The following is a 13735-nucleotide window of genomic DNA, read 5'->3' on the forward strand; positions in this document are numbered from 1 at the left end:
TCAAATGGACGTTATTCTTCTGGAACGCATCGCTCGCCTCGGTCAGATGGGCGACACTGTCAAGGTTAAGGACGGCTTTGCCCGTAACTTCCTTCTGCCACAGGGCAAGGCTCTTCGTGCCAACGAAGCCAACCTCAAGAAGTTCGAAGGCCAGCGCGCACAGCTCGAAGCTCAGAACCTTGAGCGCAAGACAGAAGCTGAAGCCGTTGCAACCAAGCTTGATGGCGAATCCTTCATCGTTGTTCGTTCGGCTGGTGAAACCGGTCAGCTCTACGGCTCGGTTTCGACCCGTGACATCGCTGACATCATCACTGCAAATGGCTTCAACCTGCACCGCAACCAGGTTGAACTGAAGCATCCAATCAAGGCCATTGGCGTGCATGAAATCGTCATCTCGCTGCATCCTGAAGTCGAAGTTACGGTTTCCGTAAATATCGCTCGTTCAACTGAAGAAGCTGAACGTCAGGCAAAGGGTGAAGACCTGACTTCGATCGAAGCCATCTACGGCATCGAAGAAGCTCCTCTTGCTGAAGAATTCTTCGACGAAGACGAAGAAGCAGAAGATCAGGCTTAATTTAGCCATCGATTGAGTTGTGCGTGCCTGCTTTTATTGCAGGCATTCCCACAATGGTAAACTTTATATGATCATGCCCGGCGGTCTCTGTCGGGCATTTTCTCTTTTCAGATCAGAAAATTTGCCTATTCTTCATATTAGATTGTGATTGGAGAGGGTGCTGACGGAAACGTTCGTGCTTGCTCAGGCTATAAGCCAGAGGCCAATTGACCGAAGGGGAATTGCCTGAAAATCTGATGACAGCGCGGCGCATAATTCAGGGAACACGCCGCTCTGCCATGCAACCGTACGAATGTTTGCACTTGCTCCAATCATGCATCGACCCAAAATCGGAATCGATTTTGGAAAACACGATGCGAACCTGAAGATTAGAGCGTCTCTTGCGCGTCCTGTGGACGCAAGGCGCTCTGAGGAGGGAGATGGGGCCTATGCATGCAATGCTGCGAACAGTTTTAGTGCATATGATCAAAGTGGGTGATCTGTCGGTCACCGATTCTGATGGGAATGTTTTTCAATATGGGGACAAGACCGGGGAACCGGTTCACATGCGTTTTAATACGCGTCGTGCCGAACGCGCGGTGGCGTTTGATCCAGAGTTAAAACTAGCCGAATGTTTCATGGATGGCGAAATCGATTTTATTGATGGCGACATCTATAATCTGCTCAAGATCGTCTTCGAAAACACAGGTCCTACGGCTGCGACCGAGCCATGGATGAAAGCCGTCGGCAAAATTCGGGTGCTGTTGCGTCGCTTCCAGCAAATGAATACCATTGCGCGCTCATCCAGCAATATCAAAAGCCATTATGATCTTTCAGGCGCGCTTTACGATCTCTTTCTTGATCCGGACAAGCAATATTCCTGCGCCTATTTCGAAACGCCAACTGCGACACTGGCTGAAGCCCAACTCGCGAAGAAACGCCATATTGCAGCGAAACTTCTCGCCAATGAAGGCGATAAGATATTGGATATTGGTTGTGGCTGGGGTGGTATGGGGCTTTATCTCGCCCGTTATCTCAAAGCCAATGTGACCGGTGTCACGCTTTCAGAAGAACAGCACGCTATTGCCAATAGACGCGCCGCCGAGGAAGATCTCACGGACCGCGCAAAGTTTCAGCTTACCGACTATCGCAACATTGATGATCAGTTTGACCGGCTGGTATCAGTTGGCATGTTTGAACACGTGGGTGTTGGTCACTTTGCGGAATATTTCCAGCATGCCGCGCGGCTGTTGAAACCGGATGGTGTTTTTCTGCTCCACGCTATAGGCCGCGCAGATGGTCCCGGTGCAACCAATCCATTCATCCGCAAATATATTTTCCCCGGTGGCTATATCCCTGCCCTTTCAGAAGTCCTCCCGCATATCGAAAAGGCAGGACTTTATGTGACTGACATTGAAATCCTACGGCTTCATTATGCGGAAACGCTCAAAGAATGGCGCTATGCTTTTATGGCTCGCCGCGAGGAAGCCAAGGCGCTGTATGACGAGCGCTTCTGCCGTATGTGGGAGTTTTATCTTGCTGCTTCTGAAAGTGCGTTCCGTTGGCAGAATATGATGGTGTTCCACATTCAAATTGCGCACAAGCAGGAAGCTGTTCCGCTCACACGCAATTACATTGAGGCAGAGGAAAAGCGCTTAAAAAGGCTCGATAGCGCGCCCAAAGGCGCCAACAGCGAAACGCAAATGCCAAAAAAGCGCGTGAAAGCATAAAAAGACAAGCTGGAAAAATGGTCTGCGTGAATCGCTCACACAGACCACCTCACCTTACTTTTCTTGCGGAACACCGGCTTCCCACTTGTCCCAGTTGGTTGTGATGTCATCGACGACCGGCGCACCGACAAGATAGATGTTCCTGACTGTTTCAGCGAAACCACCTGCGGTTTCACCGGGTGCCGGATCAAGGTGCTGGAGTGTTGTTTCGTTCGGATTGCCCTGATCAAAATTGACCGCGCCGCGCAAACTGAGAATGCGGTCTGTTCCGAACTGACGCTTGATAACAAGCGCAATCGCCGCTGCTTCCATTTCAGTGATCAGATAGTCATCCGCACCGTAAAGCTTAGCAATATACTGTGCTTCATCAGACAGGCCCGGACCGTGGAAGAACGTATCACCCGTCATATGGGTACCTTCCTTCAAAGATGGCGCTGACTGTGCGGCTTTATTGGGGTAACGCATGCGGTAAGCTTGAGCTTCTTTGGAATCTTCGAGCTTCACGTCTTTGCCAAGACGCATGGCAGCGGCGACCAGATCGGGATTGAGCTTGAAAACGCGATAATCTTCATAGCCTTTGCGTGGCATAAACACCGGTTCACCCGATTTGCCTTCTTCCGGCGCCCAACGGTGCCCAAGATCATAATCAACAAGCCATGTCGCCCAACTCACATCCCCGATCGTCCCACGCGAAGGCGGAGTGCCTGCAACCCCAGACAAAACGTAATAGCTTTTTGAGAAATCAAAGGCCGGATCGAGCAGAATCGCCTGCATGCTGGCAGACGAGTTGACTTTTCCCATGCCAAGGACCGCCCCACACACACCATCGTCATTGCAATAGACCGGCTTGAAAGCGCCTTTTACCTTGATGGGTTTTGCATCTTTCCAATAGCGTTCATACCAGTTCTGAAATTCGCCAGCGCGATCACCGCTATTTTTGCCAATCTCGAACATTGCCGCGATAAAAACCTTAACCTTGATCGGCTCCGCTGCGGCCACAGGAAGCGACAAAAGTGAAAAAAAAGCGATGGCTGACAGCCATGCAGATAAAAGACGATAACGCATGCAAAGAATCCCTCTGAGGTTTGTTTTTTTGTTTCGTAGCAGCCGCCATTATGGATCACAACGCTCGTCAAGCCTCCGTGCAAAAGATTGAACAGCGAACTGTGGAAGCCTGTGAATCATGGTATAGCTTGTCACTTCCAGCAGGAATCACCTTGAGGCTGCGTTGCGTTTGGCTTCACTTCAGGCCTAGCTGGGAAGATCAGAGACAGGATAGACGAACATGGCGGAAGCGGCGGTACGCAAACTTGACGATGCGCGCGATCAAAAAGACGCGCTTTATCGGGAAGCTCCTCACAACATTGAAGCAGAACAGGCACTGTTGGGTGCTATTCTGATCAACAATGATGCGTTTTACCGTGTTTCCGACTTTCTGAAGCCGACCCATTTTTTTGAGCCTTTGCATCGTCGCATCTATGAGATTTCGACCGATCTCATTCGCGTTGGCAAAATGGCCAATCCGGTCACGATGAAGACCTTCCTGCCAAATGAAGGCAAGATCGGTGATTTGACCGTATTCCAATATGTGGCGCGCCTTGCGACCGAAGCCGTCACCATCATCAATGCCGAAGACTATGGCCGCGCGATCTATGATCTTGCGACGCGCCGCGCTTTGATTGGCATTGGCGAAGACATGGTGAACGTTGCTTATGATGCGCCGGTCGATAATGCGCCGCAAGAGCAGATCGAAGATGCCGAACGCCGGTTGTTCGAACTGGCAGAAACCGGTCGATATGACGGCGGTTTTCAGGCCTTTAAAGATGCGGTCACCACCGCCGTCGATATGGCCAATGCCGCTTTCATGCGCGATGGTCATCTATCGGGGGTGTCTACAGGCATTCACACACTTGATAACAAGATGGGCGGTTTGCAGCCTTCCGACTTGATCATTCTGGCGGGTCGTCCGGGTATGGGGAAGACCTCGCTTGCAACCAATATCGCGTTCAACATCGCCAATGCCTATGAGGCCGAACAGCAGGCCGATGGCACAATGAAGGCCAAGAACGGCGGCGTTGTCGGTTTCTTCTCGCTCGAAATGTCTGCGGAACAGCTTGCAACGCGTATTATTTCCGAGCAAACGGAAGTTTCATCCTCGAAAATCCGCCGCGGCGATATTACCGAATCAGATTTTGAAAAGCTGGTCGCCTGTTCGCAGCACATGCAGAAGATTCCGCTTTATATCGATCAGACCGGTGGTATTTCGATTGCGCAGCTTGCAGCCCGCGCGCGACGTCTCAAGCGCCAGCGTGGCCTTGATGTTCTGGTGATCGACTATGTGCAGCTGATGACTGGCTCATCCAAGGCTTCCGCGCAAAACCGCGTGCAGGAAATTACCGAAATCACCACCGGCCTCAAAGCGCTTGGCAAGGAACTCAATGTTCCGATCATTGCGCTCTCACAGCTTTCGCGTCAGGTGGAAAGCCGCGACGACAAACGCCCACAGCTCTCCGATCTTCGTGAATCGGGCTCGATCGAGCAGGATGCGGACGTGGTGCTTTTCGTGTTCCGCGAAGAATATTATGTCAAAAACCTCGAACCCCGCGATGAGTTTGACCCGAAATATGAAGAGTGGAAACAACATTTTGAAAAAGTGCGCGGCACTGCCGACGTTATCGTCGCAAAGCAGCGTCACGGACCAACGGGCACGGTCAAGCTTGCCTTCCAGGCTGAGTTTACGCGATTTGCAGATCTGGCCGAGGGGTCTTATATCCCGGAACAATATGAATAGTATTCTCATCAAAAAAGAGCGTGCCTGATGGCCAAGGCACGCGTTCAGTTCATCTGCCAGAATTGTGGCGCGGTTCATACGCGCTGGGCGGGTAAGTGCGACTCTTGCGGCGAGTGGAATACGCTCGTCGAAGAAGGCACCAATAGCGGCATTGGTTCCGGCCCCGGCTCCATGCTTTCAAAGCGCAAAGGCCGTGCGGTTGCCCTCACCTCGCTATCTGGTGAAATTGAAGATGCCCCGCGCATCATTTCCGGTATCAGCGAGCTTGATCGCGTCACCGGCGGTGGCTTTGTGCGCGGATCTGCCATCCTGATTGGCGGTGATCCCGGTATTGGTAAATCCACGCTCCTGACTCAGGCAGCAGCAGCCCTTGCCAATCGCGGGCACCGCATCGTCTATGTGTCAGGCGAAGAAGCGGTTGCGCAGATTCGTCTGCGTGCGCAACGATTGGGCGTTGCCAGTTCTTCGGTTGAACTGGCTGCCGAAACCAATGTCGAAGACATTCTTGCAACTGTTTCCGATGGCAAGCGGCCCGACCTCGTGATCATCGATTCGATCCAGACACTCTGGACCGATATGGCAGATTCCGCGCCCGGTACGGTGACACAAGTGCGTTCCTCCGCGCAAGCGATGATCCGCTATGCCAAGCAGACAGGTGCTGCCGTTGTTCTCGTCGGCCACGTCACCAAGGAAGGGCAGATTGCCGGTCCGCGCGTGGTTGAACATATGGTCGATGGTGTTCTTTATTTTGAAGGCGAAGGTGGGCATCAGTATCGCATTTTGCGGACCGTCAAAAACCGTTTCGGGCCGACCGACGAAATCGGCGTCTTTGAAATGTCAGACGGTGGTTTGCGTGAAGTGACCAATCCGTCTGAACTGTTTCTTGGCGAGCGCAACGAAAAATCGCCGGGTGCTGCGGTTTTTGCAGGCATGGAAGGCACGCGCCCGGTGCTGGTCGAAATACAAGCGCTCGTTTCCCCCTCCTCGCTCGGCACACCGCGGCGCGCCGTTGTGGGCTGGGACGGAAGCCGTCTTGCAATGATTCTGGCTGTACTCGAATCACATTGCGGCGTGCGCTTTGGTCAGCATGATGTTTATCTCAATGTGGCAGGCGGCTATCGTATCAGCGAACCGGCAGCCGATATTGCGGTGGCTGCAGCGCTTGTTTCATCAATTGCAGGCATTGCGCTCCCTGCAGATTGTGTTCATTTCGGCGAAATCAGCCTTTCAGGTGCTGTTCGTGCGGTTTCACATGCAGTACAGAGACTGAAAGAAGCCGAAAAGCTTGGCTTCAGACAAGCCGTTGTTCCTGGTGGAAGCAGCGAACTCTGGAAAGATCGCAACTTCGGCCTTATGGAAACAACAGCACTTTCGGACCTTGTGGTGCGCATTGCCGCATCGGGACCGAGTAAAAAAACTTGATCTGAGGCTATCAAGCTGTAGATCGTTGAAATTAATGAGCTTTAGCATGGGAAGATTTCGTCAACTTTCCGCTGTTAAACTATTGCAAATTTGACTGCCCCGCACGCGGCAAAGCCGGTGCGTATAAATTAAGGACAGGCCAGAATGCCGATTACCTTGCTTGATGGAATTTTACTCGGGATAACGCTGGTTTCCGCCGTTCTGGCGATGGTACGCGGTTTTTCTCGCGAAGTCCTGTCGCTGGTTTCATGGGCCGCAGCCGCCGCAGCCGCATATCTCTTTTATCAGCCGGTGCTGCCTTACCTGCAGCCTTACATCAACAACGAAACAATCGCGAAGATTGCAGCCGCTGGCGCAGTTTTCCTTGTTGTTCTGATTGTTGTCTCGCTGATCACCATGAAGATTGCCGATTTCATCATCGACAGCCGCATCGGTGCGCTCGACCGCACCTTAGGCTTTTTGTTCGGTGCTGCGCGCGGCGTATTGCTCGTTGTTGTTGCAATGCTGTTCTTCAACTGGCTGGTTCCGACAAACCAGCCAGCATGGGTCAATAATGCGAAATCCAAGCCAATGCTCGATTCCTTTGGCCAACAACTGATTGATTTGCTTCCGGCAGATCCTGAATCGGCTATCAAGCAGTTCAAGCCGGGTCAGGAAACGCAGGCTCCCGCAGGCGCCCCTGCCGAACAGCCGGTACCGGACGACACACCGGCTGCAAACTGATCCTGAACACCATTTTTTGAAACCGGCAGCATAAAGCTGTCGGTTTCATCTGTTTTTAGTCAAAGTCTTACATTATATCAGCGGCTGAAACGCACAGCATGTAAGGGACCGCTTTTAAAATAGCGCTCTTTCCTGTAAATGTTGCTTTTAGTAACCGCAATCGAAAGGCCTTGCGGACAATGTTCCAACAATCGCATGACGAAAACTCCTTTATGCTGGACGATGATACGTTGCATGAAGAGTGCGGTGTATTTGGCATTCTTGGCCATGAGGACGCCGCAGCGCTAACGGCTCTTGGTCTGCATGCTTTGCAGCATCGCGGACAGGAAGCTGCCGGTATCGTTTCCTATCACAACCGCCGCTTCCATTCGGAACGGCATATGGGTCTGGTGGGCGACCACTTCACGGATGCTTCGACGCTCAACCGCCTGCCCGGCGACCGCGCCATTGGCCATGTGCGTTATTCCACGACCGGCGAAACGATCCTGCGCAATGTGCAGCCGCTTTTCGCAGAGCTGGAAGTTGGCGGCATCGCAATTGCCCATAACGGCAATTTCACCAATGGCATTACTCTGCGCAAGCAGCTGATTGCTTCAGGCGCTATCTTTCAGGCAACATCGGACACCGAGGTCGTGCTGCACATGATTGCACGCTCACGTCAAGCCTCGTCGAGTGATCGCTTTGTCGATGCGATCCGTCAGGTTGAGGGTGGTTATGCGATGCTGGCATTGACCCGCACCAAGCTGATTGCAGCGCGTGATTCTATTGGTATCCGCCCGCTGGTGATGGGTGAACTCGACGGCAAGCCGATCTTCTGCTCGGAAACCTGTGCGCTTGATATTATCGGCGCGAAATATATCCGCGACGTTGAAAATGGCGAAGTCATCATCTGTGAAATTCAGAAAGATGGCTCCATCACCACCGATTGTATCAAGCCGGAAAACCCGCAACCAGAACGCCTCTGCCTGTTTGAATATGTCTATTTCGCGCGCCCGGACTCAGTTGTCGGCGGTCGCAGCGTTTATGTTGCGCGCAAGAACATGGGCATGAATCTGGCCAAGGAAGCGCCAATCGAAGCCGATGTTGTGGTGCCTGTACCAGATGGCGGAACGCCTGCGGCGCTTGGCTTTGCGCAGGCCAGTGGTATTCCGTTTGAATATGGTATTATTCGCAATCATTATGTCGGCCGCACGTTCATCGAACCAACGCAGAGTATCCGTGCCCTTGGTGTGAAGCTCAAGCATTCGGCCAATCGCGCGATGATTGAAGGCAAGCGCGTTGTGCTGGTGGATGATTCCATCGTGCGCGGCACAACCTCCGTCAAGATCGTGCAGATGATCCGCGATGCCGGTGCCAAGGAAGTGCATATTCGCGTCGCAAGCCCGATGATTTTCCACCCGGATTTCTACGGGATTGATACGCCCGACCGCGAAAAGCTGCTGGCGAACCAGTATGACAGTCTGGAGGCGATGTGCCGTTATATCGGTGCGGATTCGCTGGCGTTTCTGTCGATTGACGGACTGTACAAAGCAGTTGGTGGTGAAGCACGTGATCCAAAGGCCCCTGCCTTTACAGATCACTATTTCACGGGTGAATATCCGACCCGTCTCCTTGATCAGGAAGGCGAAGACAACGTTCACACGCTGTCACTGCTCGCCTCAAACGGCTGATCAATTGTCTTCACGCAGGCGGCTAAAAGGGCCGCCTGTTTCATATGTTAGCATTAAACTGGGGGTAAAATGAGTATCGACCTTACTGGCCGACTGGCTTTGGTAACGGGCGCGTCGCGCGGTATTGGCTATTTTCTTTCGCTTGAACTTGCAAAGCGTGGCGCACATGTGATTGCGGTTGCGCGCACGGTTGGCGGGCTTGAAGAACTCGACGATGATATTCGCAAGGTCGGCGGCAGCACAACGCTGGTGCCACTCGACATTACTGATATGGAAGCCATTGATCGTCTTGGCGGCTCCATTCATGAGCGTTGGGGCAAACTCGACATTCTGGTCGCCAATGCAGGTATTCTCGGCACGATTTCCCCCATCGGCCATATAGAATCCAAAGTTTTCGATCAGGTTATGAATGTAAATGTCACAAGCGCATGGCGCCTGATCCGCACAACAGACCCGCTGCTGCGCGCATCGGATGCAGGACGCGCCATTCTGCTTTCGTCAGGCGTTGCCCACACCTGCCGTGCTTTCTGGGCGCCTTATGCCGCTTCAAAAGCCGCTGTCGAGGTGATGGGGCGCAGTTGGGCCGAAGAAACCAAGCAGATGAAGCTGAACATCAATTCGGTCAATCCGGGTGCAACCCGTACCGCCATGCGCGCCAAGGCTATGCCGGGAGAAGATCCCGAAACGCTGCCGACCCCGCAATCAGTGGCCGAGAAAATCGTCAAGCTTGCCGATCCGAAGCTGGATGTGAGCGGCAAGCTTTTTGATGTGCGTCAGGACCGCTTCCTCGATTATCATATGCCTTCCTGATTTACCGTTTCCGGCCTTGCACAAAACCAAGGCCGGAATTATTCTTTTTTTCTTTTCCGCTCCAGCCGCATCTTTCGGCCCTGTTTTTAGAGCGAACTTTCTCAACCAATCATGCGACCGCCTGTTTTCCCAACGTTACTGGAGGATCGATGACACACGCCTATCAGCAATTTATCATCATAAGCGGCGGCCCAGGTTCGGGCAAAAGCACGCTCATCGACGCGCTCGAACAAAAGGGTTTTTCCCGTAGTGTCGAAGCTGGCCGCGCGGTTATTCAGCATCAGGTTAGGATTGGAGGAAAAGCGTTGCCTTGGGCTGACCGTGTGCTTTTTGCAGAGCTGATGCTTTCATGGGAAATGCGCTCTTACGATCGCGCGCGCGAGAAAAAAGGGCCGGTATTCTTTGACCGGGGTATACCGGATGTTCTTGGCTATCTCACGCTTTGCGGATTGCCAATTCCGCAACACATGCGCCGGGCAGCGCTGATGATTCGATATAACAGAACGGTGTTTTTGGCCCCACCATGGGAAGAAATTTTCGCACAAGATAACGAACGAAAACAGAGTTTTGCCGAAGCCACCCAAACCTTCGAAGCGATTGAAAACACCTATAGGAAACTTGGATATGAAATCGCGCTCCTGCCGAGATCATCGGTTCAGGAGCGCGTTCATTTCATTGCACAAAGCTTGCCGTCAGCTTTCCGCTGACGGCTCATTTTCTAGCACTGTACGGCGGTCGGCAGCTTCGCGTTTGTTCCACGCAACGAGGCTGAATGGCAGGAAAGCCAGATAGGCCAATGCCGTCAGTGTCAGCGTGTGCCATGTGAAACTCATAAGAAAGGCCACATAGATAACCACGAGCAAGATCAACGGCATAACGAAATCGCGGCGAATGAGGCTTCCCGCCGATTTGCCATTATAGACCGGCAATCGGCTGACCAGCAGGAAGGCAATCGCCACAGTGAAAATCGCAACGGCAAAAGCCAGCCCCTTGCTTGGCGTAAGCCCGAGAAAGCCGAGATAAACAGGCAGCAACACCAGCATAGCACCCGCAGGCGCAGGCACACCGATGAAGTAATTGCTCTGCCATGGCGGACGGTTCGGGTCCTCCAGCATCACATTGAAGCGGGCCAGACGCAGGCAGCAGGCAATCGCATAAAGAAGTGCTGCGATCCAGCCGAAAGAGCGCGCCTGATCAAGCACATAAACATAGAGAACAAGTGCCGGGGCAACGCCGAAATTCACAATATCTGCGAGCGAATCCATCTGCTCGCCGAACTTAGACGAGCCTTTCATCATGCGTGCAACACGGCCATCCACACCATCGAGGAATGCCGCAATCAGCACCATCATCACGGCAAGTTCAAAGCGGTGCTCAAACGCCAGACGAATACCCGTCAAACCTGCGCAGATGGCAAGAACCGTGATGACATTCGGAACAACAATACGCAGCGGGATCTGCGAAAGTTTGGGGCCGCGCGAAGAATCCACGCGGCCATTTGGCTCAAAGGGTGGGAATGGTGTTTCCATCAGCTCAGGCGATCCGCACCACAGGTTCTGCGCGTTCACTGCCAAATTCCGCAAGAACGGTTTCACCCGCCACAGCCGTCTGGCCAATAGCCACACGAACAGATGCACCGGCTGGCAGATAGACATCAACGCGCGAGCCAAAACGGATTAGGCCGAAGCGTTCGCCCACGCTAAGATTATCGCTTTCGCGCGACCAACAAACGATGCGGCGTGCAACCAGACCTGCGATCTGCACAACGCCGACTTTACCGTTTGCGCTGTCGATAAGAACGGAATTACGCTCATTATCGGTGCTGGCCTTGTCGAGTTCAGCATTGAGGAACTTGCCCGGACGGTGGAAAATCTTCTCGATCTTACCACGCACTGGTGCACGGTTGATGTGAACGGAAAACACATTCATAAAAACCGAAATACGCATCAGCGGCTCTGCACCGAGTTCCAGTTCTGCGGGTGGCACAGCCGGGCCGACAAAAGAAACCTTGCCATCAGCCGGACTAATCACAAGATCATCGGCAATCGGCGTTACACGTTCAGGATCGCGGTAGAAATAGATACACCAGATGGTGAGAACGAGGCCGATCCAGAACAACGGATTCCACAGCCAGCCCAGAATGAGCGAAACCACGAAAAACGCCGCGATAAACGGGTAGCCTTCACGATGGATCGGCACGAAAGTGTTTCGAATTGTATCAGACAGGCTCATCGCTTTTCCTTTAAGTTTGGCCGTTTTTACCTCATCCTGCCCAAAATCCAAATTGATTTCGAAAATTATTCACGGCTGTCAGGCCGCGTGATCCTATCACGCCTTATGGCCAGTAATTCGTATAGCGCGCGAAAATGATAAAGAGCGCAAAGAGGATCACAGCCGAGATCACAAAAACACAGGCGATTTTATACACGCTCCACACCAGCCACAGCGAAAATCTGATCATTTGCCTTCCTTGTGCAAATACTGGCTTCTCGACTCGTCTGTAAAAACGTGTGCAACGAAATTTGCTGTCCACTCACCCATAATTTCGTATGGCGTCCCACCCACCTCCAGGTCCTCTTCGAACCAGTTTGGGGTGTCAAAGGATCCTTGAACCTATCTGTAAAGTAGAATTGACTTTCGCCACTAATTAGCAACATGGCACCTTGCGTTTCAACGTCCCCGTTAAAATAACCATATACGCCGGCTGCTCCATGTGAGAATTGAATAGGTTTAAAGTCATAATTTCATTCAAAAATTATACCAGAGTGCCCCCACCCCGCGTTCTCGAGCTTTGCTTGCAATCTGCCCTGACAACCGACGAAATACACCTTCTTTTCCATCGTGATAAGCATAATGTTCCGCAATCTCTCGCAAATGGCCTATTTCCAACAAAGTTACCGGGCGGCCATTCCCATAATAATAATGCTTCACGAAATCCGAATTACTCCAGCGACCATAAGATGCTGCAAGACTCGATGAAAAATTATGCGTTGCATACTCTGTTGCCCCTTCGACATATGGCTCAGCGATACATCGCAATTATACTCTTCACCGGGATGGCCAGTCACAGGCCGTTCATTCCATGAGAATAATTTGCCGTCATTGGCAGCATGTTCGCTTCGCACGCGGCCATCACGCTTTGTACGCCAAATATAATGTGTGGTGCTCTGCTCCTCAGCACCAACATTCGCTTTGTGTGACACTGCTTGATGATAACGCGTCAGATACCGAAGAAACTTTTCTTCGGTGTGTGAAGCATCCATAATTTCGTTCCAAACACGAGGAACACTGCCATGTTTGATGTAGTGACTGAAAGCTTCCCGACGGCTTAATTCATTCAACCGCTGTCTGCTCTTATCGATCTTCGATAAATATGTATTCATGAGCCCTCTCAAATTACAATTCCTGAGAGGTTAAAGGCGATAGATCCTAAGGGGATAACTTATTCAAAAATTTGTTTTTATCAGGCTGGAAAGTTGCATTTCATCAGCGTGAACGACAACGGCGCTTTTCAAACCATGCAAGATTTTTCAAATTGGGATTATCGAAATTGCGTCGATCACAACGTGGCACCCGGCGATCTCTGTTCGTCACATATAGAAAATTTGGAGACACCCAGTCTTTGTAATAACCATTGCAGTCATCGTTCAATGGTCCCGAGGGGTCAACCTTCCTCCGGGCTTCATGGTCAGAAAGCGGAATAAGTCTGTTCATTTCCCCATCGATCAATTTGAGACCACCAGAGCTACGAACCTTAATATAGCGGTCATTAAAGCACATGCTTGAAATTCGAGTTGCAAGACGCGTTTTACCGTCAGATGCATAGAGGTTACTCTGACTCTGTCGTATTGAACCGTAAAATTCACGTTTCACAATCATGCCATTGGGCAAGATAAAACTGTCGGTCAAATAGACAGAAAGCAAAAACAAAATGCGCAAGCTGAGGATAGTTACAATCGTAACGCAGAAAAACTCATAGACCTTCCATATCCACCAGAGTGTCTTTTTCCAAAAAATCTTTTGCATTGTCAGCCCC

At 51.8% G+C, this 13735-nt stretch carries 14 protein-coding genes; 8 read left to right on the plus strand and 6 right to left on the minus strand.

Translation table 11 applies throughout. The features are described from left to right. The first annotated feature begins 4 nt into the window (after positions 1 to 4). Together rplI and VBH83_RS04170 are read left to right on the plus strand one after the other, a co-directional pair. A complete protein-coding gene (gene rplI / locus VBH83_RS04165) occupies positions 5 to 574 on the plus strand; it encodes a 50S ribosomal protein L9 (RefSeq protein WP_265983094.1) in 570 nt (189 codons plus the stop codon). Positions 575 to 1002: 428 nt separating this feature from the next. Continuing rightward, positions 1003 to 2283 (plus strand): cyclopropane-fatty-acyl-phospholipid synthase family protein, encoded by a 1281-nt coding sequence (locus VBH83_RS04170; RefSeq protein WP_265983093.1) that lies wholly within the window; start codon positions 1003 to 1005, stop codon positions 2281 to 2283. Between the two features lie 54 nt (positions 2284 to 2337). Here VBH83_RS04170 and VBH83_RS04175 read toward each other — a convergent pair whose 3' ends face one another. Continuing rightward, entirely contained in the window at positions 2338 to 3348 is a 1011-nt protein-coding gene (locus tag VBH83_RS04175; RefSeq protein ID WP_265983092.1) for a purine nucleoside permease, read from the minus strand. A 220-nt stretch (positions 3349 to 3568) separates the two neighbouring features. Between VBH83_RS04175 and VBH83_RS04180 the strand changes: the two genes are divergently transcribed. From VBH83_RS04180 to VBH83_RS04205, 6 genes are all read left to right on the plus strand, one after another. After that, a complete protein-coding gene (locus tag VBH83_RS04180) occupies positions 3569 to 5074 on the plus strand; it encodes a replicative DNA helicase (protein ID WP_265983091.1) in 1506 nt (501 codons plus the stop codon). Positions 5075 to 5101: 27 nt separating this feature from the next. Continuing rightward, the gene (gene radA, locus VBH83_RS04185; RefSeq protein WP_265983090.1) at positions 5102 to 6496 is read left to right on the plus strand and encodes a DNA repair protein RadA; all 1395 of its coding nucleotides are present in this window, start codon (positions 5102 to 5104) and stop codon (positions 6494 to 6496) included. Between the two features lie 144 nt (positions 6497 to 6640). Further along, on the plus strand, positions 6641 to 7219 hold the full coding sequence (locus tag VBH83_RS04190; RefSeq protein ID WP_265983089.1) for a CvpA family protein: 579 nt from the start codon (positions 6641 to 6643) through the stop codon (positions 7217 to 7219). Positions 7220 to 7431: 212 nt separating this feature from the next. Continuing rightward, positions 7432 to 8889 (plus strand): amidophosphoribosyltransferase, encoded by a 1458-nt coding sequence (gene purF / locus VBH83_RS04195; RefSeq protein WP_323054536.1) that lies wholly within the window; start codon positions 7432 to 7434, stop codon positions 8887 to 8889. A gap of 69 nt (positions 8890 to 8958) precedes the next feature. Continuing rightward, positions 8959 to 9699 carry an SDR family NAD(P)-dependent oxidoreductase gene (locus tag VBH83_RS04200; protein ID WP_396996506.1) on the plus strand — a complete coding sequence of 247 codons (741 nt, stop codon included), beginning with the start codon at positions 8959 to 8961 and terminating at the stop codon, positions 9697 to 9699. A 149-nt stretch (positions 9700 to 9848) separates the two neighbouring features. After that, positions 9849 to 10406: an AAA family ATPase gene (locus VBH83_RS04205; RefSeq protein WP_265983086.1), complete on the plus strand. Its 558-nt coding sequence runs from the start codon at positions 9849 to 9851 to the stop codon at positions 10404 to 10406. Here the strand turns inward: VBH83_RS04205 and pssA are convergent. From pssA to VBH83_RS04230, 5 genes are all read right to left on the minus strand, one after another. After that, on the minus strand, positions 10392 to 11228 hold the full coding sequence (gene pssA / locus VBH83_RS04210; RefSeq protein ID WP_265983848.1) for a CDP-diacylglycerol--serine O-phosphatidyltransferase: 837 nt from the start codon (positions 11226 to 11228) through the stop codon (positions 10392 to 10394). The genes VBH83_RS04205 and pssA overlap by 15 nt on opposite strands. Before the next feature lie 4 nt (positions 11229 to 11232). Then, a complete protein-coding gene (locus tag VBH83_RS04215) occupies positions 11233 to 11982 on the minus strand; it encodes a phosphatidylserine decarboxylase (protein WP_265983085.1) in 750 nt (249 codons plus the stop codon). Positions 11983 to 12034: 52 nt separating this feature from the next. Next, a complete protein-coding gene (locus VBH83_RS04220) occupies positions 12035 to 12160 on the minus strand; it encodes a hypothetical protein (RefSeq protein WP_265983084.1) in 126 nt (41 codons plus the stop codon). 466 nt (positions 12161 to 12626) lie between these two features. After that, positions 12627 to 13082, minus strand: a complete 456-nt coding sequence (locus VBH83_RS04225; protein ID WP_265983083.1) for a phage minor head protein — start codon at positions 13080 to 13082, stop codon at positions 12627 to 12629. 103 nt (positions 13083 to 13185) lie between these two features. Next, positions 13186 to 13725 carry a hypothetical protein gene (locus VBH83_RS04230; RefSeq protein WP_265983082.1) on the minus strand — a complete coding sequence of 180 codons (540 nt, stop codon included), beginning with the start codon at positions 13723 to 13725 and terminating at the stop codon, positions 13186 to 13188. Between the last annotated feature and the right edge of the window lie 10 nt (positions 13726 to 13735).

The organism is Ochrobactrum sp. S1502_03 (genome assembly GCF_044435015.1).
Lineage (GTDB): Bacteria > Pseudomonadota > Alphaproteobacteria > Rhizobiales > Rhizobiaceae > Brucella > Brucella chromiisoli.